The sequence below is a fragment of the Paenibacillus sp. FSL M7-1455 genome (assembly GCF_038004655.1).
GTDB lineage: Bacteria > Bacillota > Bacilli > Paenibacillales > Paenibacillaceae > Paenibacillus_AQ > Paenibacillus_AQ cookii.
The window spans coordinates 3730740-3757696 of record NZ_JBBORO010000001.1 but is presented as its reverse complement, the minus strand read 5'-3'; the positions used below and the strand labels follow the sequence as shown (position 1 = coordinate 3757696).

Sequence of the window (26957 nt, the reverse complement as noted above, 5' to 3'; positions counted from 1 at the left end):
TATTGGTACGATGGAAACAAGCCGATCCCGCGATGGCGGAGCAGGGCAAACAAGTGATTTCAAAGCTGCTTGAGCATGGTCATGAGGCTTATTGGGTCGGCGGCTGCGTCAGGGACGAGCTGATGGGCAGGCCGGTCGACGACATGGACATTACGACCTCCGCGTTGCCGGAAGAAGTGCAGGACGTATTTGAACGGACGGTCCCGACGGGCATCCAGCATGGAACCGTTACGGTCCTGAGCGGGGACTGCGCCTTCGAGGTGACCACATACCGTGTTGAAGGAGCTTATGAAAAGCATCGGCGGCCTGCCGAAGTCGCGTTCGTGCGGGATTTGCGGGAAGATTTGAAGCGGCGGGATTTTACGATAAATGCGATTGCCAGGGATATCGAAGGCAATGTCGTGGATCCGTTTCACGGCATAAACGACCTGGAGGCCCGCATGATCCGCTGCGTAGGCGATGCCAAAGGACGCTTTCAAGAGGATGCGCTGCGCATGGTGCGCTGCATCCGGTTTGCCTCGGTGTTCGGATTCAACATTGCCTACCGCACTTGGAAAGGGCTGCTCGAGGAACGGGAAAACATCCGCTACGTAGCGATGGAGCGCTTCCGCGTGGAGCTGGAGAAGCTGATGGCCGGCAGCAAGCCGTCAAGAGGGCTGGGATTGCTTTACCGCAGCAAGCTGCCGGCTTATGCCAAGGTTCCTTTTCCCTATGCGTCCGAGGCAAGGCTTATCCGCCTGATCGACGATCTCTCTCCCGAAGAACCGGCGATCCGGTTTGCGCTGCTGTTATATGCCTGCGCTGTGCCGGCTGAGAAAGCGAATGCGTACCTCCGGGATTGGACCTTTCCCAATACGGTTCGGGAGCGGATTGTCGGCATTTTAAACGTCGGAGAAGCCGTCGAAGCCATGGACCGTACCTCCCCTTGCCGTCTGGAGTGGATCCGGATCGTGCTTCGGTTCGGACGGGAAACCTCCGAATCTTGGCTGAGGCTGGCCGATATGCTGAAGGCGGGGGAAGCCGCTGGGGGTTATCCGCAGGACGTATTGGAAAACGGACGGGCGTGGATGGAAGAAATGGCCGTATACCACATGTCCGAGCTGGCTGTCACGGGCAAAGACGTGCTTGCGTTGTCCGGACGGAAAGGCGGGCCGTGGTTGGGCGAACTATTGAACGGGCTGCTTGTACGCGTTAGTTCGCGCGAGCTGCCGAACGACCATAACCGATTAATCGAAGAAGCGAAACAGGTGATATCAACCCATGAGTGAAAAAGAAACGCTGCTTGATTTGCTGCTCGCCAGCCCGCAGGAGTTCGTTTCCGGCGAGGAAATCAGCCGCAGGTTGTCCGTCAGCCGCACGGCCGTCTGGAAGCAGATCAACAAGCTGAGGGAAGCCGGGTACGAATTCGAGGCCGTCCCGAACAAGGGCTACCGGATCGTCAACAAACCGGAACGGATCGACACGCTGACGCTGCTGAAAACGTTAAAGACGAATACCGCGGGCAAGAAGCTGAAAGTGCTTGAAACGACGGTATCCACGCAGGAGGAAGCCAAGGCGCTCGCCGAGGCCGGGGCGCCGGAGGGAACGCTGGTCGTTGCCGAGGAGCAGACGGGGGGCAAAGGCAGGCTCGGGCGGAAATGGTTTTCTCCCAAAGGCAAAGGCGTATGGATGAGCCTGGTGCTAAGACCGAAACAACCGCTGCATTACATGCCCCAGCTGACGCTGCTGACGGGCGTCGCGGTGTGCAGGGCGGTACGGCGGACGACCGGCGTCATGGCCGGGCTGAAATGGCCGAACGACCTCCTGGTCGACGGCCGCAAAATCTGCGGGATCCTCTTGGAATCGGCGGCGGAGGACGAATATGTCCGTTACTGCATCGCCGGCATCGGGATCAGCGCGAACCTGGACCCCGACGATTATCCGGATGAGCTCAAATCGGTCGCAACCTCTTTAAAAATAGAAGCCGGTCACCCCGTCGACCGCGTGCAATTGATCGCGGCGGCGATGGAAGAATTCGAAACGTTGTACCGGCTTTACCAGCAGGAAGGATTTGCGCCGATCGCCTCGTTGTGGGAGGCGTTGTCCGTCACTTTGGGCAAACGGGTCACCGTGGGAGCCGCATCGGGTCCCGTAACGGGCCAGGCACTGAAGCTGGACCCTCACGGCGCGTTGGTCATCCTGACGGAGGACGGGCGGGAATTGCCTGTTTTTTCCGGAGATGTCGAACTTAGACGATGAAATTTTGCGAAGGATTTGATATACTGACATGTAGAGGCGGTATCGGCAAGGGACCGAACTGCACTCTGCATGTGCAAGCAATCACAACAGCATAATGCATACGTTGGATTCTGCTCTGAGCCGAAGGGACCGAGACAGAAGGGACGATCGCAAGTGACTCTTTTTTGCCCTTTCGGAACTTTTTAGTGATCTGCTAAAAGGTTTTTTTGTTTTTCCAACACTATTCCGAAGGAAGGGGCTGCAAACATGGCAGTGAAACATCCGCTCAACATCGTTAAAATGAAAAAAATGAAAGAGGAAGGCACGGCGCTCAGCATGGTTACCGCTTATGATTACCCGACGGCGCGCCTCGCCGAAGAAGCGGGCGTCGACATGATTTTGGTCGGCGACTCGCTCGGCAACGTCGTGCTCGGGTATGATTCGACCCTCCCGGTCACCATCGACGACATGGTGTACCATACGCGTTCGGTCGTCCGGGGGGCGGGCAATACGTTCGTCGTCGCCGATTTGCCGTTTATGACATATCACGGGAGCATCGACGAAACGCTGCGCAACGTGCGCAGGCTGATGCAGGAAGGCCATGCCCATGCCGTCAAAATGGAAGGCGGCAAAGAAATCAGCGCGGCGGTCGAAACGATCGTTGCCGCGGGCGTTCCCGTTTTGGGCCATATCGGCCTCACGCCCCAGTCGGTGAATCAAATCGGGGGGTACCGGATTCAAGGGAAAGACGAAAAGGATGCGCAGCGCCTGCTGGAAGACGCCAAAGCGCTGGAGAAAGCGGGCGCGTTCGGGGTCGTCCTGGAACTGGTCACCGAACAGGTTGCGGCTTACATCACGTCGCAGCTGTCCATCCCGACGATCGGCATCGGCGCGGGCCGGGGCGTGGACGGCCAGGTGCTTGTTTTCCATGATATTTTCCAATATGCCTCCCCGTACCGCGCCAAAAAATTTGTAAAAACCTTCGGGGATGCCGGAACGATGATCCGCGAGGGTCTGGCTCAATACGTCAAAGAAGTGAAAGAACGTTCTTTCCCGGATGAGAGCCATGTATTTACGGCAGACGATCACGTCATCGATAATCTATACGGCAGAGGCCGGGAAAAGGTGAACAACGCATGAAAGCCGTCAGAACGATTGCAGAGCTTAGGGAAGAAATACGAAGTTTGAAAGCGGCAAAGGATATAGGAACGGTCGGGTTGGTGCCGACGATGGGATATCTCCATGAAGGGCATGCCAGCTTGATCCGGGCAGCCAAGGAGAAAACGGGCATCGTCGTCGTCAGCATATTCGTCAACCCGATCCAGTTCGGGCCGGGGGAGGATTTTGAAACATATCCTCGCGACGAACAGCGGGATTTGGCCGCGGCCGAAAACGCCGGCGCCGATCTTGTATTTCTTCCGACCGTGGATACGATGTACCCGCAGCCGACCAAAACGAAAATCGCCGTATCCGAGGTAACCTCCGGGCTTTGCGGCGCGTCCCGCCCCGGACATTTCGACGGGGTGACGACCGTGGTGGGCAAGCTGTTTAATATCGTGCAGCCGGATTACGCGTTTTTCGGCATGAAGGACGCGCAGCAGGTGGCCGTGATCCAGCAGATGGTTTACGATTTGAACTTTAACGTGACGATCGTGCCTTGCCCGATTGTACGGGAAGAGGACGGGCTGGCCCTCAGCTCGCGGAACGTGTACCTCAGCCCGGAAGAACGGACGCAAGCGCTGGTACTTTCCCGTTCCCTTCGCGAGGCGAAAGAAGCGGTCGAAAGCGGCCGAATCCGGACCGCGGGCGAGGCCAAACGGTTTTTGACCACCCGGATCAGCGAATCCCCGCTGGCCGTCATCGATTACGTCGAAGTCGCCGCATTTCCGGCCCTTGCGCCGCTTGCGGACGGCGAGCCGGTGATCGAACACAATGAATCCGTATTGATGGCGCTGGCCGTCAAATTCGGCAGAACGCGCCTGATTGACAATTGCCTGCTCCATTCGAAAGGGGAATGAGACATGTTCAGAACGATGATGAAATCCAAAATACACCGCGCCACCGTAACCGAAGCGAACCTTAACTACGTAGGCAGCATTACGATCGACGAAGACTTGATGGAAGCCGCCGACCTGCTGGAGAACGAAAAAGTCCAGGTGGTCGACAACAACAACGGCGCCCGGCTCGAAACGTACGTGATCCCGGGTCCGCGCGGGAGCGGCGTCATCTGCCTCAACGGGGCGGCGGCACGCCTGGTGCAACCGGGGGATACGGTCATTATTATGTCCTATGCCATGATGTCCGATGAGGAGATCAAAAACCATAAGCCGAGAGTGGTGTTCGTCAACGAGTCCAATCGGCCGCTGACAACGATGAGCAAGGAAGTGCACGCAACCATCATCTAACGTTTATGAAGACAAGGAATGGCAGGCTCCGCGGAGAATGAAAACAGCCCGTTCAACAAAAAATGAATGCAGGTGACCGCACTGATTTCATTTTTAGTTTAAGGGTGGGATGCAGCGATGTTCCAGCATGTTTTCGCGGAAATGAACCACATGTTAGATGAAATCATGAAACATTACCCGACGGCGGAGGAAACCCAGAAACATCAGTTGATCCAACAATGGAATATGCTGAAGACGATGAGCGACGGCATTATTGATGAATGGTTATCTTTTGAGGAAAAAATGGGGGAATTCCGCCAGCATGTCGAGGTGCCTGCCACCTTGTTTTCAGATCAGAGCTCGCCCGAATTGGAAATGAACGCATTCGTGCGCGGGCAGGGGTATTTCAGGTTGTTGATGTACCGCCAAGCCGCGCAGCAGTTTGCCCAAGTCATCCGTCAATATCCCGACAGCCTTTTGGCCCGGATGTATCTGGCCATGTCCCATTTGCACCTGGACGAAACGGAAGCGGCCCAAAAACATTTCCAATGGATTTTGCCGCTCGCCAACAGCCAAAAGCTGAAAGCGATGATTTACAATGCTTTGGGATGCATTGCCGTGAAGCATGGAGCAACAAGCAAAGCCCAGGAGTTTTTTACCATTGCGTTGCAGTGCGATCCGACGCTGCCCGATCCGCTGATCAATTTGAAGGTGTGCCAGCAGAACCGCGGCCAGCTTCAATACGGCAGCCAGCTCATATCGATGATGTAGAAAGCAGCAAAAAGGCCGATGCATCATGCGCTCCGGGTAGCGCCTTGTGCATCGCCTTTTTGCTGCCCTTTAATTTTCAAATGTGAAATCTTCTGTTATGCTGGTAATTGAGACTGGAATGAAAGGATTAATTTTGATCATGAAATTTGCCGTACTGGATTTTGAGACAACAGGCAACCAGTCCGCCGATGAGATCATTCAAGTTGGACTTGCCATCATAGAAGAAGATTTGACGATATCCCGCGTGTACGGTTCCTACGTCAAACCGACGGTGGAAATCCCGCCGTTTATTACGGGGCTGACCGGTATAACGGAAGAGGATGTGGCGGATGCGCCGCCGCTGGAAGAGATGCTGATGGAGCTTGTGCCGATGCTGGACGACGTCGTCCTGGTCGGGCATAACGTCGCGTTCGACTTCAATTTTTTGCAAAACGCGCTGGACAGCTCCGGATATCTCCCGTTTTCCGGGCGCATTCTCGACACGTTGGATTTTCTTAAAATATGCTTTCCGTCCCTGACTTCCTACCAATTGGGCCAGGTCACGTCGCATTTCGGCATCCAGCATGACCGGCCCCATCAGGCGGACAGCGATGCATTGGCGACGGCTTATGTATTTTTGAAATGCCTGTCAGAACTCAGGGACTTGCCTCTCATCACGCTGCAGCGGCTCACCGAACTGTTTGCCGACGAAGACAGCGATTTGGGATGGTTTTTTGACGGCTTGTGCCAGGAAAAGGAACAGGAGCCGATTCAGGACCTGAACAGCCATACGTTTTACCGCCAGTTTGCCCTGGCCGTCGAAGACTGGACGGAAATGAAACCGCCGCGGGACGAAGGGGACGACAACCCTCTCGCCGGGGTGGAGTTCAAGGAATATTTGGGCGAAATTCAAAATCGTCTTAAGGCTATTATGCCCCAATACGAGGAGCGCGAACCGCAAACGATCATGTTCGATCAGGTGATGAACGCGCTGAACGAGGACAAGCATCTGCTGATCGAGGCGGGAACGGGTACCGGCAAATCGCTGGGATACCTTATTCCTTCCATTTACCAAAGCGTCAAGCAGCAGCAAAAGGTGATGATCAGCACGCACACGATCAACCTTCAGGAGCAGCTGCGGGAGCGCGACGTGCCATTGTTGACGCAGGTTGTGCCGTTCCCTTTCAAGGCGGCGGTCTTTAAGGGAAGACAACATTATTTGTGTTTGAGAAAATTTGAACATAAAATAAACAGAAGAGACTTTTTTAATCCCAAGGAAGATACGATTACCGCTGCGCAGATGATCGTATGGCTTGCGCAAACCGAAAACGGCGACGACGAGGAGCTGAATCTCGGGGGAAGGGGCGGCGACTTCTGGGAAACGGTGAGCAGCGATTCGGATTCCTGCCTGGGCCGCGCCTGCCCGTGGTTCCGCAAATGTTATTATCACCGCGCGAAACATGAAGCGGGCATCGCCGACGTCGTCATTACGAACCACTCCAAGCTGTTCACGGACGTTAAAGCGGGTCATCAGCTGCTGCCGTCCTATGAGCGCCTCGTCATTGACGAAGCCCATCATTTGGAGGACGTTGCCGGCAAACATCTGGGGCTGCACATGAAATATTTCAGCGTCGTCCACACCCTTACGCGTCTGTACAAAGATTCGCGGAGCGGACAGCTTATCGCCCTCCGCCAACAACTGCAGTCGTCCGGGCAGGAGCGGGCCGGCGACTGGATCGCGGCGATCGATCGCATCAGCGAAGATTTGGTCGACGTCAAGGAAACTTGGGACAAGCTCAGCGAATCCCTTTTCGCCCTGATGCCGGAAAGGAATGACGCCGCGCCGGGAGAATCCGGGCAATATGTGCTGAGGCTCCAGCCGTCGAAATGGCCGCAGGAATGGGAAACACTGAAGGCGATGGAGAACCAGATCCATGTGAAAATGAGCGAAATCGTCCGCCGCGGCGAAAAAATGCTGGCCGAATACAAGGAAAACGAAGACGATTACAGCGCGGACAGCCTGATAACGGATCTTAGCGGCCTGTTCAAGGATCTGGCTGCCGAACGCGACGATCTGCGGGCGTTCATGAATCTGGACGATGCCACCGTCGTTTATTGGATGGAGGCAAGCAGCCATTTCCGCAGCAAATCGCTTCAGCTGTATGCGGTTCCGGTAGACGTCAGCAAACAGCTCAAGGAGTTGTTTTTCGATAAAAAGAAAAGCGTTATATTAACGTCGGCTACGTTGTCGGTCGACAAGTCCTTCCAATACATGATCGATAATCTTGGTCTGCAGGAAGACCAGGAGAGCGGCAGGCTGGTATCCGTGCAGCTTCCTTCCCCGTTCAAATACCGCGACCAGGCGTTGCTGGTCATTCCGCGGGATTTCCCGAGCGTAAAAGGAAGCGTCGGCGATCCGGTGTTCGTGGACACGCTCGTGCGGTCCCTGGCCGACGCGGCGATCGCAACCCATGGCCGAATGCTGGTGCTGTTCACCTCGTACCGGATGCTCCGGCAGGTGCACGAACCGCTGAAAAACGCCCTTGCGGGCAGCGATATCACCGTGCTCGGCCAAGGCGTGGACAGCGGCAGCCGCACCAAGCTCATTCGCCGGTTTCAAGACAGCAGCGCTTCGGTGCTGCTCGGTACGAGCAGCTTCTGGGAGGGAGTCGATATCCCCGGCGAAGCGTTGACCTGCCTGGCGATCGTAAGGCTTCCGTTCCAGCCGCCGAATCACCCGCTGAACGAAGCGAAAGCCGAACTTTTGCAGCGCCAGAAGAAAAATCCGTTCATGAAGCTTTCCGTGCCGCAGGCGGTCATCCGCTTTAAGCAGGGCTTCGGCCGCTTGGTTCGTACGGCGAATGACCGCGGAATCGTCATCGTATACGATACGCGCGTAATCGAGTCTTACTACGGGAAATATTTTCTCTATTCCTTGCCGGGGCCAAAGATGGAGCATATGAATACGGAAAAAATGGTTCCCCGTATATCTGAATGGCTTCAAGAAGGTTAATACGACCCTTTTCATAGGATCGAACGATAGAATTTAAGCTGTTAAATAGGGGGAACATGCATGAAATCGGAGAAAATTTCCGAAGCGGTCGTCCGCAGATTGCCTGTATATTTACGTTATTTGAATGATTTGCACAAGCGGGAGGTAGCGACGGTTTCCTCCCAGGAGCTTGGTCAGCGACTGGACCTGAACCCGGCACAAATCCGCAAGGATCTGGCGTATTTCGGTGATTTCGGCCGGAAAGGGATCGGATACGACGTTTCGTACCTGATTGAAAAGATCCGCCACATCCTGAACCTGGATCAGCAGATCAACGCGGTGCTGGTGGGCGCCGGCAACCTGGGACAGGCGCTTTCCAACTACAACTTTTACCTGCGCGAAAACATTAAAATCGTGGCGGTCTTCGACGAAAATCCGAAAAAAATCGGCAAAAAAATCAATACGCTGACGGTGCAGCCGATGGAAGAGATCACGGATACGATCAAAAACCGGAATATCCGGATCGGCATCATTACGGTGCCCGCCGTCGAGGCCCAGAACGTGGCCGACCAGCTTATTGGCGCCGGGATCGAGGCGATCCTGAACTTCGCGCCGACCATTCTGAAGGCGCCGGCCAACATCCGGATCCATGCGGCGGATTTCACGACGGACCTGCTGAGCCTGGCTTATTATTTGAATAACGGAAAGGACGATTCAGCCGATGGCGGAGAACAAGACAAACCAATGGATCATTAAAAACGGCAGCTTTGCCGTGCCTGACCAAGACAAGCCCGTAATCCAGGGCTGCATGGTCATCGAAGGCGACCGCATCGCTTATATAGGGGAAGAAATGCCGGAGCTTGAAAACGATGTTCCCGTATTCGACGGCACGCATCTGTTTTTTATGCCCGGCCTGATCAACACGCACGGGCATGCGGCGATGTCGCTGCTGCGGGGGTACGGGGACGACCTGGCCCTGCAAATTTGGCTGCAGGAGAAAATGTGGCCGATGGAAGCCAAGTTTACCTCTTCCGACGTCTATAGGGGAACGGCGCTGTCGGTGCTGGAAATGCTCAAGGGCGGGACGACCACCTTCCTGGACATGTATGACCATATGGACCAAGTCGCAAAGGTGACCGAAGAGTCGGGAATTCGCGCGTCCCTCATGCGGGGCGTCATCGGGTTATGCTCCGAGGACATTCAGCGTCACAAGCTGAACGAGGCGATCCAGTTCGCACGGGATTGGAACGGCAAGGCGGACGGCCGGATCACGACGATGATTTCGCCGCACGCGCCGTATACATGTCCTCCGGATTTCATCGAGAAATTCGTGCAGGCCGCGTTTGACCTGGATTTGCCGATGCATACCCATATGTCCGAAACGATTGCCGAGGTCGAGCAAAACGTTCGGGATTACGGCTTGCGGCCGGTCGCCCATTTGGAGAAGCTCGGCGTATTTTCAAGACCGTCCCTGGTCGCCCATGCCGTTCACTTAACCGATGAAGAAATCGGCATATTGGCGCGCAACAACGTGGCCGTGTCCCACAATCCGGGCAGCAACCTGAAGCTGGCGAGCGGCGTGGCCCGCGTGACGGATCTGCTCAAAGCGGGCGTAACGGTCTCGCTCGGCACCGACGGCGCGGCCAGCAACAACAATTTGGACATGTTCGAGGAAATGCGTCTTGCGGCGCTCATCCATAAAGGGGTGTCCGGCGACCCGACGGCGGTTCCGGCTTACGAAGCCTTGAAAATGGGAACGGTATACGGAGCGCAATCCCTTTTCCTGCAGGACGTCGGTACCCTTGCGCCGGGCATGAAAGCCGATTTTATCGCACTGAATACCGACCAAGCCCATTTCCTCCCGCATACCGATCTGATTTCCCATGCAATCTACTCGGCTAGCGGCAAAGACGTCGAACACGTGTGGGTGGACGGCAAGCAGATCGTGAAGCATGGCGCGTGCCTGACGATGGACGAAGAGCGCATCCGCCGGGAAGCCCAAGCCGCGTTCGAAGGTCTCTTGTCCCGGTAAGAACGGCCAAAGATAGGGGAACTTATGCTAAAGAACAAAAAGAAATGGATTTTTCTCGGCATCGTCGCGTTTCTGCTGATCGTGTTCGGGCTTTACCGTTATTACATATACGTAACGCAGGATATCCGCGCGCAAGAGACGGCGGCCATTCTGAAGGCCAAACAGGAGACAAGCCTCGTGAAGGTGACCGAAGCCCAAAAATCGGTATGGGATACGATCTGCTGGGCGATCGAAGGGTTGGACAAAGACAACCGTCCGATCATGGTGTGGGTGACGATGGACGAAAACGGCAAAGTGAAACCGGGCGAGGGCGCGGTGCACGAAGAGTTGCTCTCCAACGGCATGTCGGAAAATCAGATCAAGGAAAAAGCGACGAAGGAAATTCCGGACGTCAAAAAGCTGAAGGTCGTGCCCGGGATGTACAACGGCGAATACGCATGGCAGCTTTTTTACTGGTCCAAGGATCATTATTATTATCAATTCTACCGGTTCAGCGACGGCCAAAGCATCGGGGGTCCTTTTACGCTGCCTAACCGTTAATCCGCCTAAACGCATTGATGCGAATCATTAGCTAATAAATGGAAAAGAACCTCATGAAAATGGGGTTCTTTGGCGTGCGCAGGATAATATTTTAAATACTTTCACACATTACCTTCGATTTAGTATATACGATGTGATATACTCTATATTGTGATTCAAAGATATACTCTCTGAAAATGGTGTGACCGTCGTGTTGAATGCAGATTGAAAAAGTTTGGAATGACCGTGACTTAGAAGCTTTGCTTAGAGCTCCTTTGCCGCGGTTGTCTATTTTTCGTATGATATAGATAGAACGAATTAAAGTTTTTATGTCATTCTTCGATTCCACGGGGAATTCGTTTTTCGAAGGTGACTTGCTTTAATTCAATCTAAGCAGATAGAGATAATTTTTTAGAATAAGAGAGGAGGACAACGTTTTGAAACTGCGTCCAATACCAATTGCGCTTACTGTTGTCATATCGGCGGCGGTGCTGTTCGGCGGATGGTTCGTTTATCGCCAGACGACGATGCAAGGGCCGCTGCAAAAAATCGTTCAAAATTATAAAGGCGTCAACAACGCCCAATTCGATATTACCCGCAATCAGATCAATTTGAAACTGGATTTGAAGCCTGACACGAACTTATCGGGACTTGTAGACCAAATTACGACCAAAGGAAAATCGGTGGTAGGCAACCGCAAGCTGAAATTCGATTTCGTGGACCATTCCTCCGAGAAGCTGAACCGTTTCTGGAATTCCGCGATGTTCTCCGTCGCCGAAGCGATGGACAACAAGAAATATACCGAAATTCCGGCCAAGCTGGAGCAAATGGCCAAAGATTCCGGCATCAAAACCCAAACGGAGATGGATACGGACAACGTGTATATCAGCCTTAGCGACGGCGATTCCAGCAAGTTTATCGTGCTGCCCCGGAACCCCGCGAAGATAGGGGTGTGGGAATAATGCCAAGATGGACCAAAGAGGTGCTGGTCGGTTTCGTTCCGGTATTGCTCATATTTTTGGCTTATATCGGCGTCAATATCATTCCGTTGATCATTGCGGCGCTGCTGATCGGCGGGCTGCTTTTCATGGCGAGCGTTCGCGGCGGACTGGCCGTAGGAGCCGGGGCGGAGCGCAAACGCAAAAAAAGAGGGCCCAAGAAGCTGACGTTCGAAGAAATCGGCGGGCAGGACCATGCGAAGCAGGAGCTGATGGAGGCGCTGGACTTTTTGATCAAGCATGAAGAAATCCGAAAGCTCGGCATCCGTCCTTTGAAAGGGATTCTGCTGACGGGACCTCCGGGAACCGGGAAAACGCTCATGGCGAAAGCGGCCGCGCATTATACGGATTCCGTATTCGTGGCTTCGTCCGGCAGCGAATTCGTCGAAATGTACGTCGGCGTCGGCGCCGGTCGCGTGCGCGAGCTGTTCCGCGAAGCGCGCAACCGCGCCGTGAAGGAAAACAAACAAAGCGCGATCATCTTCATTGATGAAATCGACGTGATCGGCGGCAAACGCGAAGGCGGCCAGCAGCGCGAATACGATCAGACGCTGAACCAGCTGCTGACCGAAATGGACGGGATTTATTCGTCCGACAGTCCGAGAATTTTGCTTATCGCGGCAACGAACCGCAAGGAAATGCTCGACAGCGCGCTGCTCCGTCCGGGACGTTTCGACCGGCATATCCAGGTCGACCTGCCCGATAAAAAGGGGCGCGAGCATATTCTCCGGCTGCATGCGAAAAACAAGCCGCTTAAAGAGGGCGTCGACCTCGGGAAAATCGCCGAGGAATCCTTTGGTTTTTCCGGGGCGCAGCTCGAGAGCGTCATGAACGAGGCGGCCATTTACGCGATGCGCGAAGGCTTAAAAGAAATCGAACAAAAACATTTGTCCATGTCCATAGACAAGGTGATGATGGGCGAACGCACCGACCGCGAATCGACGCTCGAAGAGAAAAAACGGGTCGCGATTCACGAGCTTGGTCACGCGATCATGGCAGAGCTTGTCCGTCCGGGAAGCGTCAGCCAGGTTGCGCTCAGCCCGCGCGGCAAAGCGCTTGGTTACGTGCGGCATAATCCGACCCAGGAACAATATCTGTACACGAAAACGTTCCTGGAGGAGCAAATTATGATCGCCCTTGGCGGTGCCGCGTCGGAGGAGATTTTCTACGGCGGACGCAGCACCGGCTCGAGCAACGACTTCGAGCAGGCGCTGAACATCGTGCAAACCATGATGAAATCCGGGTTGACGTCCCTTGGCATCGTCGATTTGGACATGGTGACGAAAGAAGAGCTGATGAAAGAAAACAATGCCATTTTGGAAGATCTCATGAAACGGACGCGGACGATGCTGGAGGAACGCCGGACGATTTACGAACAGTCGCTCGATATCCTGCTGAAGGAAGAAACGCTGTCCGGAGACCAATTTCGTCGACTATTTCGTGAACATTCCCAATTACCAGCATAATTTGTGATGCTGGTTCTTTTTTTTTACTTTTTTTCTGTGCTAAGTTATTATTATAGTTTGGGTCACCATGTACCCTCCTACATTAAAGATACGGGTACGACATAGAAAATTCGCAAACAAGTGGCCATAGGAAGGTGGAAGAGAAACATGTACTTTAAAAAGATTGGCGTAATCGGCGGGGGCACGATGGGCCAAGGCATCGCCGAAATGCTGGCGACGCGCGGCCTGGACGTGCTGCTCGTGGAGAAAACGCCGGAAAAACTCGATTATTCGTATTCCATGATCGAGCTCAGCTTGGACAAACAGCTCGAAAAATGGGCCATTACCCAAGCAGAAAAAAAATTGATTTTGGGCAGAATTCATAAAGTGGTGCATCTTGCGGAGCTCGGCACATGCGACATGGTCATCGAGACGATCTCCGAAGACCTGGACGCCAAACGCGTCGTGTTCTCGCAGCTGGACCAAGTATGCCCTAGCCATATCATTCTTGCCAGCAACACGTCTTCGCTCAGCCTGACGGAGCTGGCCAGCTCGACCATGTATCCGGAGCGGGTGATCGGCATGCACTTCATCCATCCGGTAAGCAAAGTCGACCTGGTCGAAATTATCCGCGGTTTGAAAACTTCGGATACGACGTTTACGGAAACCAAACGTTTCGTTGAGGAAGTCGTCCATAAAAAAGGCATCATGGTCTATGAATCCCCTGGTTTCGTTTCCAGCCGGATGATTTGCCTCATGATCAACGAAGCGCTGCATATCCTCCAGGAAGGCGTGGCTTCTCCCGAGGACATCGACGACGCGATGCGCATCGGATACCAGTTCCAATACGGACCGCTGGAGATGGCCGACCGTTTCGGCCTCGACTCCGTCCTGGCGGCGCTGGAGCGGATGTTCCGGGAATTCGGCGAGCTGAAATACCGTCCGTCGATCGTGCTTAAAAAGATGGTGCGCGCGGGGCATTTGGGCGTCAAAACAGGCGAAGGCTTCTTCAAGTACGACAAGGATGGTGACCGGGTATGAAAATTTTAGTCATTAACGCGGGAAGTTCTTCCCTTAAATACCAGCTGTACGACATGACCGACGAATCCGTGCTGGCCAAAGGGCTGGTGGAACGGATCGGCATGGATTCCTCCATCGTAACGCACAAACCTGCGGGACGGGCCGACGTGACGGAAGTGAGCGAAATTTTGGAGCATACGACGGCCATTCGTAAAGTGCTCGGTCTGCTGACAAGCCCTGAGCACGGCGTGATCGGTTCGGTCGACGAAATCGAAGCGGTCGGGCACCGCGTCGTTCACGGCGGCGAATATTTCGGCGAGTCCGCGGTCGTGGACAGCGACGTGAAGTCCAAAATCCGCCAGCTCTTCGACCTGGCGCCGCTTCACAACCCGGCTTCCATGATGGGGATCAAGGCCGCCGAAGCCAACATGCCGAACATTCCGCAGGTTGTCGTCTTCGATACCGCCTTCCATCAATCGATGCCGGAACATGCGTACCTGTACGCCATTCCGAGAGTGCTCTATAAAAAGCATAAAGTAAGACGCTACGGCGCGCACGGCACGTCGCATGATTACGTCAGCCAAGCCGCGGCGGAATTCCTGGGCCGTCCAATCGAAGATCTGAAAATCATCACCTGCCATATCGGCAACGGAGCCAGCATCACGGCCGTGAAAAACGGACGTTCCATCGATACCTCGATGGGCATGACGCCGCTTGAAGGCCTGATGATGGGCACGCGCAGCGGCGATTTGGACCCGGCGATCGTGCCGTTCGTCATGAACAAGGAAGAATTGACGGTCAACGAGGTCAACTCGATGCTGAACAAACATAGCGGACTTTTGGCGATTTCCGGCATCAGCAGCGACATGCGGGAAATTACCGAAGGGATGCAAAACGGCGACGCCAATTCGAAGCTGGCATTCGACATGTACGAATACCGTCTCCGCAAATACATCGGTTCGTATGCCGCCGTCATGAACGGCGTCGATACGATCGTCTTTACGGCAGGCGTCGGAGAGAATTCGGTTGTTTTGCGTGAAAAAGTATGCGAAAATTTGACGTATCTGGGCGTCGAGCTGGATAAGGAATTAAACGCGATCCGTTCCGGCGAACCGCGCCGCATTTCTTCGGCCAATTCCAAAGTGGAGGTTCTGGTGGTCCCGACCAACGAAGAGCTTGTCATCGCCCGGGACACGAACCGCCTCGTACAAGGATTGAAGTCGTAGACGCGAAATCATCGAATACAAGCAAGTTATTGTAAAGGGAGAGATTTAGGCATGGCCACCAAAAGTGTGATTCGTGACGTGAACAAGCACGTAGGAGAGACCGTTACGATCGGCAGCTGGATTCATAACAAACGTTCGAGCGGAAAAATCCAGTTTCTGCAGCTGCGTGACGGCAGCGGATATATTCAGGGCGTCGTCGTGAAAAACGAAGTTTCCGAGCAGGTATGGAACGATGCCAAAAGCCTGACGCAGGAAAGTTCGGTATACGTCACCGGCGTCATTCGCGAGGAGCCGCGCAGCCAGTCCGGCTATGAAATGACGGTAACGGGACTTGAAATCATTCACTTGACCGAAAATTATCCGATTACCCCGAAAGAGCATGGCATCGATTTTCTGATGGACCATCGCCATCTGTGGCTGCGTTCGCCGAAGCAACGCGCCATTTTGGTCATCCGCGGAGAAATTATCCGCGCCGTTCAGGAATTTTTCGATCAAAACGGATTCACACTGGTCGATCCGCCGATTTTGACTCCGACGTCCGCGGAAGGAACGACGAACCTGTTCCACACGAAATATTTCGAAGAGGACGCCTATTTGACGCAAAGCGGCCAGCTTTACATGGAAGCTGCGGCCATGGCGCTCGGTAAAGTCTATTCCTTCGGGCCGACGTTCCGCGCCGAAAAATCGAAAACCCGCCGCCACCTGATCGAGTTCTGGATGATCGAGCCGGAAATGGCCTTTACCGATCATGAAGAAAGCCTTCAGATCCAGGAGCAGTTCATCACGCATGTCGTGCAATCCGTCGTGAAAAACTGCAAGAAGGAACTGGAAGCGGTCGGACGCGATATTTCCAAGCTGGAGAACATCCAAGCGCCGTTCCCGCGCATTACGTATGACGATGCCATCAAATTCCTTCAGGAAGAAGGCTTCGACATCCCGTGGGGCGAAGACTTCGGGGCACCGCATGAAACGGCCATCGCCGAGAAATACGACAAACCGGTATTCATTACGCATTATCCGGCGGGAATCAAGGCGTTTTACATGAAACCGGACCCGAACCGTCCGGAGGTCGTGCTGTGCGCGGACATGATCGCGCCGGAAGGTTATGGCGAAATCATCGGCGGTTCGCAGCGGATCGACGATCCGGTCCTGCTGGAACAGCGTTTCAAGGAGCATGACCTGTCGATGGAAACGTACCAGTGGTACATGGATTTGCGCAAGTACGGAACGGTGCCGCATTCCGGATTCGGTCTGGGGCTGGAACGTACGGTAGCTTGGATCTGCGGACTGGATCACGTTCGTGAAACGATCCCGTTCCCTCGCACATTGTATCGCCTCTACCCTTAATAAAGAGAGGTGAAGCTCATGGACGGCGCAGGATGGAACGCATGGGCCGAGGGTGCTTCCTTCGGCCTGGGATCCGGCATGGCGGTCATTCCGTATGTGCTGCTCCGGCATTACCGCAAACTGAAGCTGAGCGATCAAGAGGTGCTGCTGCTCATCCATCTGATATCTTTCAAGCAGGTGGAACACAAAGATTTTCCGACGCTGGAGGAACTTCAGGAGGTGATGGGCGTCTCGGCCCAAGCCATCGCCCAGAGCCTACAGAAGCTGCTGAAAGCAGGTATGATCAGCATCGACGAAGAACTTGACGAGCTCCGCAACATTCAATACGAGCGGTACAATTTGTCCGGCTTGTTCGAGAAGCTGGGCATGCTTTTGGCGGATCAGCGGAAAAACAGGTCCACTCCCGCGTCACGCCCGCATTCGGACACCGGTCCGGAGCAGGAAGCGGGCCGCAATCTGTTCGTCGTGTTCGAGAAGGAATTCGGACGGCCCCTGTCGCCGATGGAACTGGAGGCCATCTCCGGATGGATCGATCAGGACCGTTATCCGGAAGAATTGATCCGCATGGCGCTGAAGGAGGCCGTATTTGCCGGGAAGGTGCATTTCCGGTACATCGACCGGATTTTGCTGGAATGGAGCCGCAACCGGGTCAAAACGGTCAGCGATGCCAAAGCCTATACGCAAAAATTCCGCAATGGCGGACGAGCATAACATGACGGACCGCATGCGGCGGGCATTTTAATGGCGAGATGTTTTGAAATTCCACGTAAAGCGTGCCTTTCCGGTGCATTCGGAGGGCACGCTTTTGTGGTAAAATACATAGGAAACGAGAGTATGGACTGAACGAATATCGATGTTGGGAGGACATCCATGAAAAACATATTAATCTTGGGTGGAACGCGCTTTTTCGGCAAAAGGCTTGTCCGTTTGCTTTTGGACGAAGGCTTTAAAGTGACGATCGCCACCCGGGGAAATACAAGCGACGAATTTGGCGACCAGGTGGAACGCATCCAGCTGGACCGCAACGATAAAACTTCGCTGATGAAAGCGGTCGAAGCGGGGCAGGAGTGGGATACCGTCTTCGATAATATCTGTTATTCTCCGCAAGCCGCCAAGGATGCCTGCGAAGTGTTTCAAGGCAAGGTAAGGAGATATATCCTGACTTCGACGTTGTCCGTCTATGACCCGGCTCCGCGCAAACATAAAGAAAACGACGTGAATCCGTATATTTATCCGGTAACGCTCGGCGGAAAAGACGATTTTTCCTACGGGGAAGCCAAACGGCTGGCGGAAGCGGTATTTTTGCAGCAGGCCGATTTTCCGGTCGCGGCGGTACGTTTTCCGATCGTGCTGGGCGAAGACGACTACACGGGCCGGCTGGAGTTCCATATCGATCATATCAAGCAGGGGCAGCCGATCGGCATCCCGAACCTGAAGGCGGAGATGTGTTTCATATCCTCCGGCGAAGCGGCGTCGTTCCTCGCCTGGCTGCGAAAGCAGCGCGTCGAAGGAGCGATCAACGCATGCTCGCAAGGGGTAGTGAAGCTGTCCGAGCTGATCGGGTGGATCGAAAAAGAAACCGGCAAAAAAGCGGTGATCGCCAAACAGGTTCGCGATGAGGACCAATCCCCGTTCGGCGTTCCCGATTCGTGGGTGATGGATACGAGCAAAGCGGAGCGATTGGGCTTCGAGTTCCAGCCGCTTCGTGCTTGGCTGCCGGCGCTGATCGGCCGTATGTCTGCCGAAAGATGATGAAACTTCGCCTTGTTTTAAGCCTTTTCCTGCGGGGAAAGGCTTTTCTTTTTGCAATCGCACGGGGAAATCTATCGTGCTAAAAAATTTTTTGAAAAAGATGCAGGGTTGGCGGAACGGTTGTCGTCTATTGTTACGGGGAAGGGGGAGAGAAAGATTGACGAAGCACGATTGATCGATCAAATCAGGCGCGGCGACCAGGCTGCATTCCGGATGCTTGTGGAGCAATACTCGCAGCATGTGTTCCAAACTGCCTATTCCGTGCTCAAAAACGCCAAAGAAGCGGAAGATGCGGCACAGGAAGTTTTTTTGCAGGTCTATAAATCTCTCCCGGATTACCGTTCCCAAGGGTTCAAAACATGGATTACCCGTATTTGCGTGAACAAGGCGATCGACGCCAAACGCAAGCTAAGCAGGCGGAGGGAAGAGCAGATGGCCGATGGAGAGCTCATCGAGCACTTGCCGTCGGCGGAAGAGGATGTGCTGAGGCAGCTGGTCCGCAAAGAAAAGCAGAAGCTGCTGGAGAGAAAAATGGACGGTTTGCCAGCCCGGCACAGGGACATTTTGGTTCAATTCTATATAGAGGAAAAAAGCTATGACCAGATCGCCAGGGAGCAAAACATTGCGGTAAAAACGGTAGAATCGAGGCTTTACCGGGCGCGAAGCTGGATTCGGAAGCACTGGAAGGAGGAAGAATGGGATGAATGACAACCGGAAAGCGATGCCGTCCGTCGAGGCATGGGCCGCATACATCCGCGGGGACGAGTCGGTACGGGAGCAGGTGGAATATATGGAAACGCTCCTGCTCGAAGATGAACAGGCGCTGGAGCTGTACATGCAGGCGCTGGAGCGGGAAGGCTCCGAACTCCCCGTTTTGGCCCAGCCCGAGCGGTTTGCGGACAATGTCATGTCGCAGATCGGGAATCCTCACGCCAAAGTCGTCAACATGGAGGCAAGGGACGACAGGCGCCGCTGGTACGAACATCGCTTGTTCCATTATGCCATAGCAGCTTGCCTGACGCTGATCTTCCTCTCGGCGGGGTGGTTCGATAAGCTGACGCCCGGTCCGGAACATGTCCAAAAACATGCCAACGAGTCATCCTTCAGCGAAGAGCTGGTTAAAGTTACGACGGGCTGGATCGACCGGCTAAAGCCTCAAGGCCGTTAAAAATAAAGACCGTACCGTTTAGGATGCCTTGGGCATCCTGAGACGAACATTTTTTGAAAGGACAGATGAATGTGGAACCTTACCGCAATAAAATGACAGCCTTTATCCTGAATTTCATCCCTGGGCTGGGGCATTATTATATGGGCAGAAAAGGAAGAGGATTCGTTTATCCGTTTCTGTTTTTCGGGGGAATCTTGTTCGGTTTTATGCTGGCCGTCGCCAACGAAGCGGGTTTTTTTATCGTTTTGACCGCGATTTGCGCGATAGCGCTGTGGCTCGTCTGCATGCTGGATTTGGTCGTGTTTTTGCTGCGGCAGCCTGCGTTCCCGCCTCAAGGTTATGATCCTAACGGATATTACCCTGGCGGCCATCCGCCGTACGCCGATCCGCATGCGCCGCCTGCCGGCATGTTCGCGGGGCAGGATGAAACGGGAGGCGGCTATGCGTATCCGCCCCGTACCGGATCGTCCCAGAGTCCGGAAAGCGAACGTTTTTATACGATTTTGCTGTCCTTCGTGCCGGGACTCGGCCATTTGCATATGGGACTCATGCAGCGGGGACTATCGTTTTTGATCGCCTTTTTCGGCTTGGGCACGATCATGTTTTTCCTGACCGGACTTACGAGCCATACGATTTTCCTGTTGTTCCTCGGCGTGCTGCCGATCATCTGGCTCTACTGCATGTTTGACGCCGTTCAGCTCATACACCGCAGACAGGCGGGGGAAGCGCTTCGCGACCGTTCGCTGTTCGACGATATGGAGGCGGGCCGCGAGGAAGGTAAACGGAGCAAAGTGATCGCGACGCTACTGTCCGCTTTTCCGGGCGCGGGGCATATGTACCTCGGACTGCAAAAACGGGGGCTGCAGCTGATGGTGATTTTCCTTGGCAGCGTGTATGTGCTGGATGTGCTGCATTTGTCCCTGTTTCTCTTTCTCATTCCGCTGGTCTGGTTCTTTTCGTTTTTTGACGGGCTTCAGCAAACGAACCGTTATGGACGCGAGCCGCTCGTGGACCGTCCGATAATCGAAGGCATTTCCGACCACCAGCGCTGGCTGGGCATCGGGCTGGTGCTGCTTGGACTGTATTACGTCGGATCCACGATCTTGGTCCCGTTCCTTGACCGGTGGTTCCCGGAGTGGTTTATCGAATATAAAATGCGTTATTTGAAACCTGCTCTCGTCTCGATCCTGCTCATTGCGGGCGGCATCAAGCTGATGACCGGTTCGGATAAAAGCCGTGCGAACAAAAATAGGAGGTTTCACTAAACGCGGACGCTGCGGAAACTTACATTCGACTGCTTGCCTACGGGGCTGCCCGGAGGATGGGCATGATCGCGGAAACAAAATTACAACATCACGTTTACAAAGGGGAGCGGCGGCTTCCCCTTTTGTTCTGTATTTTTTTATTTAAACCATACATTACGTTTGTGCATCTTTCGGACGATCTGCTAAGATGTGAAGGGATTGAGCGATCGCCGGAAATGAACGAACAATGACTTGGAGTGTGAGCGTGATGGAAATGGCAACGATAGAAGATTTTTTGAAGCTGGATTTACGGATCGGCACGATCATAAAAGCGGAAAACTTTGCGAAAGCCCGCAAACCCGCCATGAAACTCGAAATCGATTTTGGCGACTTGGGAATCAAACGTTCGTCGGCGCAAATTACCCAAAGATATTCGCCCGGACAATTGGTGGGGAGACAAGTGGTAGCCGTCGTCAACTTTCCGCCCCGCAGGATTGCGGGTTTCGATTCGGAAGTGCTGGTCCTTGGGGGCGTTCCCGGGGAGGGGGACGTCGTGCTGCTGAAGCCGGATTTGGTTGTGCCCAATGGAACGCCGATTGCTTAAGCGGCTGGAACGCATTAGGGGAAGAGGCTCCGCTATGGTATAGTAAAGACATGAATTCAGGACAGAAACGGAGCGATTGACAGGATGGCCGAGAACAAACAAAACAAAGCAAAGGGAGCGGCAGGCGGCCGGGGAACGGAACAACGCGATTTCAACCCGGCGGGCGACCGCCGATCCAAGCGACAGGCTGCCCATCCGAAAGAAACAGGCAAGCATGGAAAATCAGGGGAGAAATGGCATGGAGCGGCCCCAAGCACAAAAGGGATCTCCCCTAAAAACGAACCTTCCGCTGAATCCGTGAAGGTAGGAGAAAAAATCGTCGTGACGATCAAACGGATCGGCATTAACGGGGAAGGTGTCGGCTACTACCGGAAGAAGGCGGTTTTCGTGCACGGCGCACTGCCGGATGAGGTCGTGAAGGCCAAGGTTACCCGGACCGAACCGGGATATTTGACAGGGGAAATCATCGAAATCGAAAAAAAATCGCCGCAGCGCAAAGAGCCGCCGTGCCCGATTTATTACAAGTGCGGCGGCTGCCAGATTCAGCATATGAACTACGATGCCCAGCTGCAGGCGAAAGAAGAGATTATAAGGGAGTCGTTTCAGCGTTATACGAAGCTGGAGACGCTTCTCATTCGCCCGATCCTCGGCATGGATAACCCGTGGGGATACCGGAACAAAGCCCAGCTTCAAGTGGGGCGGGAAGGGAAGGATGTCATTGCCGGCCTGTATGCGATGGGAACGCATCGCCTGATCGACATCAGCGGCTGCCCGATTCAGCATCCGGTGGTGAACCGGGTCATCGAACAGGTCAAGGAAGTGCTGGAGGAGCTGGATATCCCCGTTTATAATGAACGGACGCGCGAAGGCGCAATCAGAACGATCGTGGCCCGCGTCGGGCAGACCAGCGGCAAGGTCCAGCTCACGCTGATTACGGCGACCGACCGGCTGCCCGATTCCAGAAGGCTCGTCGGGCACCTCCGGGCGCGCCTGCCGATGGTGACGACGATCGCGCATAATATCCACAAAGGGAAATCGCCGCTTGTGTTCGGCAGCAAAACCGTCATTTTATGGGGTGAAGAACAGCTGGAGGAGTCTCTTGGAGACGTGCGGTTCGCGTTGTCTCCGCGCGCGTTTTTTCAGCTGAATCCCGAACAGACGGTGAAGCTGTACAATGCCGTCCAGGAAGCGGCCGGCCTTAACGGTTTCGAGCTTGTCGTCGATGCCTATTGCGGGACGGGCACGATCGGCCTTTGGCTTGCGCCGTTTGCGCGGGAAGTCCGGGGGATCGAGCTGATACCGGAGGCGGTGGCGGACGCGCGCGACAATGCCAAATCGACGGGCGTGGACAACGCGCATTTCTACGAAGGCCGCGCCGAACAGCTGCTGCCCGAATGGGTGAACCGCGGCATCCGCCCCGACGTCGTCGTCGTCGATCCGCCGCGTACCGGATGCGAGCGTCCGTTGCTGGATGCCATCGTCAAAGCCAAACCGAAGCGGATGGTGTACGTATCTTGCAACCCGGCTACATTGGCGAAAGACTGCCAGGTGCTTATCAGCGGCGGCTACAAGATCGAGTGGGCGCAGCCGGTGGACATGTTCCCGCAGACGAGCCATGTGGAGTGCGTAATAGGAATGCAACGAATCGATACGTAGAAATCCTTTATTTTCAACACTTTGCGCGTTTTATGACTTTCACGGCAGACGGCAGCGACTTCAAAAATAAGGTGCTTAAAGACAAAATTGAGGTTTCGGTCGTTTTGGACCTGGATTTGGACGTCGGGTGTGTAGACATGTTGAATTCATAGGAATAAGTTCACGGATCAGCTTCGAAAATGGAGTAGCTGCAACATATGAATATACAAGAGAACACCCTTTATTGTGGTGTTCTCTTTTTATAATAGATACTATTCAAAAAGCCGGTTGCCCTGAAATATCAGCGCAACCGGCTTTTTGCGTGAAAATAGAAGTGTAGGATGACCAAGGTGATCGCTCTCGTCAATCAGAAAGGCGGCGCGGGTATCTTAGTTCCTTTGATACTGGTAAACAGCAATGATTATTTCAATCAACGCTAGTATAAGTAGAGGAAGGCCAATCGAAAAGGTGGCGATAAACCCCACAAAGCAATGTAATGCGGCAGCGATGAAATGACCTGGTATATATTTTTGGCGGTAAGAAAAGATTTCAATTATGAACCCGGCGAACAATAGAAGCCAGTAATAGGGTGCAGGTATTTGGGTAATCACATCATTATTATTCATAAATAAAGCAATAAATTCGATCAAGGATAAGATTAATACTCCATTGAGAACAAACGCGACTGTTGGGGGAATAGCATGTTTAATATTTTTGCTATAACGCGTAAGCACAATTGAAACTAACAAAATACAAATAGATATAATAGGAAAAGTAACCACGGTACACCCACCCTTCCATCAATTCGTTTTTATCAATAGAATAACATATCGCTATAGGTTAATACGCGTCAATTTAAATAACAGGTAATTCTTGAATATTCAAGAGAACGCCCTTCTTGCGGTGTTCTCTTTTTATATAGATACAATTCAAAAAGCCGGTTGCCCTGAAATATTCAGCGCAACCGGCTTTTTGCGTGAAAGGAGAAGTGTAGGATGACCAAGGTGATCGCCCTCGCCAATCAGAAAGGCGGCGTGGGCAAAACCACAACGGCGGTCAACCTGGGGATTGGTTTGGCAGCCGATGGGAAAAAGGTTTTGCTGGTCGATGCGGACGCGCAAGGCAACCTGACGGATTCGTTAGGTTTCCACGAACCGGATAATTTGTCGGTATCTTTGGCGACATTGCTGGCGAAGACGATGCTGGAAGAATCCTATGAAGCGCGGGAAGGTATTTTGCATCACCATGAAGGCGTTGACCTGATGCCAGGCAATATTGAATTGTCCGCTGTTGAGGTATCGCTCGTCAACACGATGAGCAGAGAAACGATTTTACGCTCGTACATCGACTCCGTTAAAGCCGACTACGACTACGTGCTGATCGATTGCATGCCGAGTCTTGGCATGTTGACCATCAACGCGTTGGCGGCAGCAGATAGCGTTATTATTCCTGTACAAGCGCATTATTTGCCCGCCAAAGGTATGACCCAACTATTGCAGACGATTGCCCGTGTGCGCAGGCAGATCAATCCGAAGTTGGTTTTGGATGGCGTGTTGCTCACGATGGTAGACAGTCGGACGAAATTTGCCAAAGACATTTCCTTTATTCTTCGGCGCGACTACGGTGACAAGCTGCGCGTGTTCAACACCGAAATCCCCTTATCCGTTCGCGCGGCGGAAACAAGCGCCAAGGGGAAAAGCATCTACGTCCATGATCCGGATGGGAAAGCTGCGGAGGCTTATGCTGCCTTCACGAAGGAGGTGCAGAGCATTGGCAGCGAAAGACGACATGCGCGCCAGCATCAAACTGACCACAGTCGCTGATTTATTCTCAACGGAGGAGAGCCGCGCTGATCAACAGCGGGAAAAGGTGATGGAAATACCATTGTCGGAAATCAGCGATTTTCCCGGTCATCCGTTCAAGGTGAAGGCGGATGAAGCGATGCTGGAAATGGCGGACAGCGTGAAGCAATACGGCGTACTGGTTCCCGGCCTGGTTCGTCCGAAGGCGGACGGCGGCTATGAAATGGTAGCCGGACATCGGCGCAAAAAAGCAAGCGAACTGGCAGGCAGAGAAACGATGCCCTGTATCGTCCGCGAACTGGACGACGATCAGGCGACGATCATTATGGTGGACAGCAATTTGCAACGGGAAAATATTTCGCCAAGCGAGAAAGCATTTGCCTATAAGATGAAGCTGGAGGCGATGAATCGGCAAGGACAGCGTACAGATTTAACTCGTTCCCAAGTTGGGAACAAGTTGGACGGGAAAAAATCTAGTGAAGTTTTGGCGGAGCAAGTTGGAGAGAGCAGGAACCAAATATTCAGATATATCCGCCTTACCGAACTGACCCCCTCCATTCTCGAAATGGTGGACGATAAACGAATCGCCTTCAATCCGGCCGTAGAACTTTCTTACTTGTCCGAAGAAGAACAGCAAGCCCTGTACGAAACGATGCAGTCCGAAGACTGCACGCCTTCGCTGGCGCAGGCGCAGCGCATGAAAAAACTGAGCCAGGACGGGCGGCTTAACGTGGATGTCATCTTCTCAATTCTCACGGAGGAGAAGCCGAACCAGAAAGAAAAGATGACCATTCGGCGCGATCGGATCGACCGTTTCTTCCCGAGGGACTTTACCGAAAAGCAAAAGGAAGACCTGATCGTACAACTGTTGGAAAGCTGGTATAAAAAACGGCAACGGGAACAGGAACGTTAGCATGTATCCTGTTCGGCAGGCACTCTCCCCTAGGACGGAGAGCTTTTTTATGCCCATTTTTGGGGAGGCGATTCATGGTGTATTTCACGAAAGGGAGGCGTCGTCAATATGAGCGCCTGATGCAAGAAAGGCCGGGTTTCAACCGCTTTGAAGTTTTGGAGGACGAGGCCGAGCAGCCGCACACGCGAAACAAGAAATCTCGTGAAGCCGGCCAATCAAAGCGAAGCCGGAGAACGAAGAATGACCGCAACTTTCCAGGAAATGAGGACGGACGATGGAAGAAATGAAGCGAATGGTGGACAACTACGAAGTCGTTCAGGCCATCTCCATCGGGAAGGTGGAAGTGCTGCTTGGCATAGACGAAACCAATGCCGAACGTCCGTACATGGTTTGTACCTGCACCCGAAACAATTCTTTGGGTGTCGAGCATTTTTACGCGATTGCGGCCAGCGCAGATTATCTTGAGGCCATGAATGACTTCATTTCCCGTGTGCAATGGGAGTTGGAGGATCTCAAAGAAGAAAGGGCCAGTGTCATGGTGCCCCTAACTCCCCTTACCCAGGCAGAATGTCAGCCGATTCGCGAAGACATGCGCATTGACAACCAGGTTGTCGTCATCCGGCCGGAACGGCTGCGTCCCGAATATCGCACCGCAGTTAATCAGCTTGTGCTGGCGTTAAGCGGTTTTGGCACCTCTGCCTATTCCCGAGGTCGGGCCGTCTATGTGTTAAATCTGTATACCGGAGAAGAGTCTCGCTGGAATCGGGAAGATTTTATCGGCTTAATAACACCGGAGCATATGCCCGCATGGGCGCAAGAAAAGCTGGAGCAGCATCAGGCTGCGACCCAGCAAAAGCAGAAGCTCCGTGACGATGCCCGGTAAAAGTTTCGATAGCAGTTTAAGATTGA

Annotated in this window: 26 protein-coding genes; all 26 read left to right on the top strand. The window is 53.7% G+C overall.

Annotation, left to right across the window (positions count from 1 at the left end; all coding sequences use genetic code 11):
- Positions 1-2: 2 nt before the first annotated feature.
- The 26 genes from NYE48_RS17205 (at position 3) to NYE48_RS17080 (ending at position 26931) form a co-directional block, all read left to right on the top strand.
- Complete coding sequence (locus NYE48_RS17205) at positions 3-1268, top strand: CCA tRNA nucleotidyltransferase (RefSeq protein WP_340999560.1); 1266 nt, start codon at positions 3-5, stop codon at positions 1266-1268.
- Positions 1261-2238, top strand: coding sequence for a biotin--[acetyl-CoA-carboxylase] ligase (locus tag NYE48_RS17200; RefSeq protein WP_340999558.1), 978 nt, complete (start codon positions 1261-1263; stop codon positions 2236-2238). The genes NYE48_RS17205 and NYE48_RS17200 overlap by 8 nt, the downstream gene beginning before the upstream one ends.
- 246 nt (positions 2239-2484) lie before the next feature.
- Positions 2485-3357, top strand: a complete 873-nt coding sequence (gene panB, locus NYE48_RS17195) for a 3-methyl-2-oxobutanoate hydroxymethyltransferase (protein WP_036710094.1) — start codon at positions 2485-2487, stop codon at positions 3355-3357.
- Positions 3354-4235 carry a pantoate--beta-alanine ligase gene (gene panC / locus NYE48_RS17190; RefSeq protein WP_340999556.1) on the top strand — a complete coding sequence of 294 codons (882 nt, stop codon included), beginning with the start codon at positions 3354-3356 and terminating at the stop codon, positions 4233-4235. The genes panB and panC overlap by 4 nt, the downstream gene beginning before the upstream one ends.
- 3 nt (positions 4236-4238) lie before the next feature.
- Positions 4239-4622 (top strand): aspartate 1-decarboxylase, encoded by a 384-nt coding sequence (panD, locus tag NYE48_RS17185; protein WP_036710102.1) that lies wholly within the window; start codon positions 4239-4241, stop codon positions 4620-4622.
- Between the two features lie 117 nt (positions 4623-4739).
- A complete protein-coding gene (locus tag NYE48_RS17180; protein ID WP_036710106.1) occupies positions 4740-5372 on the top strand; it encodes a tetratricopeptide repeat protein in 633 nt (210 codons plus the stop codon).
- A 139-nt stretch (positions 5373-5511) separates the two neighbouring features.
- The gene (dinG, locus tag NYE48_RS17175) at positions 5512-8364 is read left to right on the top strand and encodes an ATP-dependent DNA helicase DinG (RefSeq protein ID WP_340999555.1); all 2853 of its coding nucleotides are present in this window, start codon (positions 5512-5514) and stop codon (positions 8362-8364) included.
- Positions 8365-8424: 60 nt separating this feature from the next.
- Positions 8425-9099, top strand: a complete 675-nt coding sequence (locus NYE48_RS17170) for a redox-sensing transcriptional repressor Rex (protein WP_036710109.1) — start codon at positions 8425-8427, stop codon at positions 9097-9099.
- Positions 9065-10375, top strand: a complete 1311-nt coding sequence (locus NYE48_RS17165; RefSeq protein ID WP_340999554.1) for an amidohydrolase — start codon at positions 9065-9067, stop codon at positions 10373-10375. The genes NYE48_RS17170 and NYE48_RS17165 overlap by 35 nt, the downstream gene beginning before the upstream one ends.
- Before the next feature lie 24 nt (positions 10376-10399).
- Positions 10400-10915: a cell wall elongation regulator TseB-like domain-containing protein gene (locus NYE48_RS17160; protein ID WP_036710116.1), complete on the top strand. Its 516-nt coding sequence runs from the start codon at positions 10400-10402 to the stop codon at positions 10913-10915.
- A gap of 416 nt (positions 10916-11331) precedes the next feature.
- A complete protein-coding gene (locus NYE48_RS17155; RefSeq protein ID WP_212946770.1) occupies positions 11332-11856 on the top strand; it encodes a hypothetical protein in 525 nt (174 codons plus the stop codon).
- Positions 11856-13358: an AAA family ATPase gene (locus tag NYE48_RS17150; RefSeq protein ID WP_340999553.1), complete on the top strand. Its 1503-nt coding sequence runs from the start codon at positions 11856-11858 to the stop codon at positions 13356-13358. The genes NYE48_RS17155 and NYE48_RS17150 overlap by 1 nt, the downstream gene beginning before the upstream one ends.
- 147 nt (positions 13359-13505) lie before the next feature.
- Positions 13506-14378: a 3-hydroxyacyl-CoA dehydrogenase family protein gene (locus NYE48_RS17145; protein ID WP_036710120.1), complete on the top strand. Its 873-nt coding sequence runs from the start codon at positions 13506-13508 to the stop codon at positions 14376-14378.
- Positions 14375-15583, top strand: a complete 1209-nt coding sequence (locus NYE48_RS17140) for an acetate kinase (RefSeq protein ID WP_212946767.1) — start codon at positions 14375-14377, stop codon at positions 15581-15583. The genes NYE48_RS17145 and NYE48_RS17140 overlap by 4 nt, the downstream gene beginning before the upstream one ends.
- Before the next feature lie 51 nt (positions 15584-15634).
- On the top strand, positions 15635-16930 hold the full coding sequence (gene asnS / locus NYE48_RS17135) for an asparagine--tRNA ligase (RefSeq protein WP_036710124.1): 1296 nt from the start codon (positions 15635-15637) through the stop codon (positions 16928-16930).
- 18 nt (positions 16931-16948) lie between these two features.
- Positions 16949-17641 carry a DnaD domain-containing protein gene (locus NYE48_RS17130; protein WP_036710126.1) on the top strand — a complete coding sequence of 231 codons (693 nt, stop codon included), beginning with the start codon at positions 16949-16951 and terminating at the stop codon, positions 17639-17641.
- A 159-nt stretch (positions 17642-17800) separates the two neighbouring features.
- Complete coding sequence (locus NYE48_RS17125; protein WP_036710129.1) at positions 17801-18682, top strand: NAD-dependent epimerase/dehydratase family protein; 882 nt, start codon at positions 17801-17803, stop codon at positions 18680-18682.
- A gap of 120 nt (positions 18683-18802) precedes the next feature.
- Positions 18803-19390, top strand: a complete 588-nt coding sequence (locus NYE48_RS17120) for an RNA polymerase sigma factor (RefSeq protein ID WP_340999550.1) — start codon at positions 18803-18805, stop codon at positions 19388-19390.
- Complete coding sequence (locus tag NYE48_RS17115; protein ID WP_052146996.1) at positions 19383-19850, top strand: hypothetical protein; 468 nt, start codon at positions 19383-19385, stop codon at positions 19848-19850. Before NYE48_RS17120 ends, NYE48_RS17115 begins: the two co-directional genes overlap by 8 nt.
- 65 nt (positions 19851-19915) lie before the next feature.
- Entirely contained in the window at positions 19916-21115 is a 1200-nt protein-coding gene (locus NYE48_RS17110; RefSeq protein ID WP_340999549.1) for a hypothetical protein, read from the top strand.
- Positions 21116-21368: 253 nt separating this feature from the next.
- Positions 21369-21698: a chaperone CsaA gene (gene csaA, locus NYE48_RS17105; protein WP_212947414.1), complete on the top strand. Its 330-nt coding sequence runs from the start codon at positions 21369-21371 to the stop codon at positions 21696-21698.
- Positions 21699-21782: 84 nt separating this feature from the next.
- The gene (gene rlmD / locus NYE48_RS17100) at positions 21783-23354 is read left to right on the top strand and encodes a 23S rRNA (uracil(1939)-C(5))-methyltransferase RlmD (RefSeq protein ID WP_340999548.1); all 1572 of its coding nucleotides are present in this window, start codon (positions 21783-21785) and stop codon (positions 23352-23354) included.
- A 974-nt stretch (positions 23355-24328) separates the two neighbouring features.
- On the top strand, positions 24329-25156 hold the full coding sequence (locus NYE48_RS17095; protein WP_062410471.1) for a ParA family protein: 828 nt from the start codon (positions 24329-24331) through the stop codon (positions 25154-25156).
- Entirely contained in the window at positions 25104-26048 is a 945-nt protein-coding gene (locus tag NYE48_RS17090; protein WP_432806744.1) for a ParB/RepB/Spo0J family partition protein, read from the top strand. Before NYE48_RS17095 ends, NYE48_RS17090 begins: the two co-directional genes overlap by 53 nt.
- Positions 26049-26122: 74 nt before the next feature.
- Positions 26123-26335 (top strand): hypothetical protein, encoded by a 213-nt coding sequence (locus tag NYE48_RS17085; RefSeq protein WP_062410472.1) that lies wholly within the window; start codon positions 26123-26125, stop codon positions 26333-26335.
- Positions 26323-26931 (top strand): hypothetical protein, encoded by a 609-nt coding sequence (locus NYE48_RS17080; protein ID WP_062410473.1) that lies wholly within the window; start codon positions 26323-26325, stop codon positions 26929-26931. Before NYE48_RS17085 ends, NYE48_RS17080 begins: the two co-directional genes overlap by 13 nt.
- Positions 26932-26957: the final 26 nt, after the last annotated feature.

Coding starts and splice junctions, on each gene's coding strand:
- NYE48_RS17200 (WP_340999558.1), top strand. CDS start 1,261: ATGAGTGAAAAAGAAACGCTGCTTGATTTGCTGCTCGCCAGCCCGCAG.
- panB (WP_036710094.1), top strand. CDS start 2,485: ATGGCAGTGAAACATCCGCTCAACATCGTTAAAATGAAAAAAATGAAA.
- panC (WP_340999556.1), top strand. CDS start 3,354: ATGAAAGCCGTCAGAACGATTGCAGAGCTTAGGGAAGAAATACGAAGT.
- panD (WP_036710102.1), top strand. CDS start 4,239: ATGTTCAGAACGATGATGAAATCCAAAATACACCGCGCCACCGTAACC.
- NYE48_RS17180 (WP_036710106.1), top strand. CDS start 4,740: ATGTTCCAGCATGTTTTCGCGGAAATGAACCACATGTTAGATGAAATC.
- dinG (WP_340999555.1), top strand. CDS start 5,512: ATGAAATTTGCCGTACTGGATTTTGAGACAACAGGCAACCAGTCCGCC.
- NYE48_RS17170 (WP_036710109.1), top strand. CDS start 8,425: ATGAAATCGGAGAAAATTTCCGAAGCGGTCGTCCGCAGATTGCCTGTA.
- NYE48_RS17165 (WP_340999554.1), top strand. CDS start 9,065: ATGGCGGAGAACAAGACAAACCAATGGATCATTAAAAACGGCAGCTTT.
- NYE48_RS17160 (WP_036710116.1), top strand. CDS start 10,400: ATGCTAAAGAACAAAAAGAAATGGATTTTTCTCGGCATCGTCGCGTTT.
- NYE48_RS17150 (WP_340999553.1), top strand. CDS start 11,856: ATGCCAAGATGGACCAAAGAGGTGCTGGTCGGTTTCGTTCCGGTATTG.
- NYE48_RS17145 (WP_036710120.1), top strand. CDS start 13,506: ATGTACTTTAAAAAGATTGGCGTAATCGGCGGGGGCACGATGGGCCAA.
- NYE48_RS17140 (WP_212946767.1), top strand. CDS start 14,375: ATGAAAATTTTAGTCATTAACGCGGGAAGTTCTTCCCTTAAATACCAG.
- asnS (WP_036710124.1), top strand. CDS start 15,635: ATGGCCACCAAAAGTGTGATTCGTGACGTGAACAAGCACGTAGGAGAG.
- NYE48_RS17130 (WP_036710126.1), top strand. CDS start 16,949: ATGGACGGCGCAGGATGGAACGCATGGGCCGAGGGTGCTTCCTTCGGC.
- NYE48_RS17125 (WP_036710129.1), top strand. CDS start 17,801: ATGAAAAACATATTAATCTTGGGTGGAACGCGCTTTTTCGGCAAAAGG.
- NYE48_RS17115 (WP_052146996.1), top strand. CDS start 19,383: ATGAATGACAACCGGAAAGCGATGCCGTCCGTCGAGGCATGGGCCGCA.
- NYE48_RS17110 (WP_340999549.1), top strand. CDS start 19,916: ATGAATGTGGAACCTTACCGCAATAAAATGACAGCCTTTATCCTGAAT.
- csaA (WP_212947414.1), top strand. CDS start 21,369: ATGGCAACGATAGAAGATTTTTTGAAGCTGGATTTACGGATCGGCACG.
- rlmD (WP_340999548.1), top strand. CDS start 21,783: ATGGCCGAGAACAAACAAAACAAAGCAAAGGGAGCGGCAGGCGGCCGG.
- NYE48_RS17095 (WP_062410471.1), top strand. CDS start 24,329: ATGACCAAGGTGATCGCCCTCGCCAATCAGAAAGGCGGCGTGGGCAAA.
- NYE48_RS17085 (WP_062410472.1), top strand. CDS start 26,123: ATGGTGTATTTCACGAAAGGGAGGCGTCGTCAATATGAGCGCCTGATG.
- NYE48_RS17080 (WP_062410473.1), top strand. CDS start 26,323: ATGGAAGAAATGAAGCGAATGGTGGACAACTACGAAGTCGTTCAGGCC.